This is a genomic window from Bacillus sp. NTK074B, assembly GCF_017303375.1.
GTDB lineage: Bacteria > Bacillota > Bacilli > Bacillales > Bacillaceae_B > Rossellomorea.
Genome location: NZ_JAFKOH010000128.1, coordinates 1 through 263 on the forward strand (window position 1 = coordinate 1; position 263 = coordinate 263).

General features: G+C 42.6%; 1 protein-coding gene. It reads left to right on the top strand.

The window, feature by feature from the left end; genetic code table 11:
• Window positions 1–263, top strand: a 263-nt coding sequence (locus JI667_RS21690) for a hypothetical protein (protein WP_206858543.1), incomplete at both ends; no start/stop codon positions are given.

Sequence of the window (263 nt, forward strand, 5' to 3'; positions counted from 1 at the left end):
CTATATATGCACGCGTAAACGAGTTCGGTATTATCGAAACTCCATACGTTCGCGTTAAGAACGGCAAAATCACTGGTGAAATCGTCTACATGAATGCTCTTGAAGAAGAAGCATTTAACATCGCCCATGCTGGTGTTAAGTACGACGAAAAGGGTAATCTCCTCGATGCTCGTGTAGAAGCTCGTGTCAAAACATCTCCTGGTTTGATCGAGCGCGAAAAAGTTGATTTCATGGATGTTGCTTCAAACCAAGCATTCTCTATT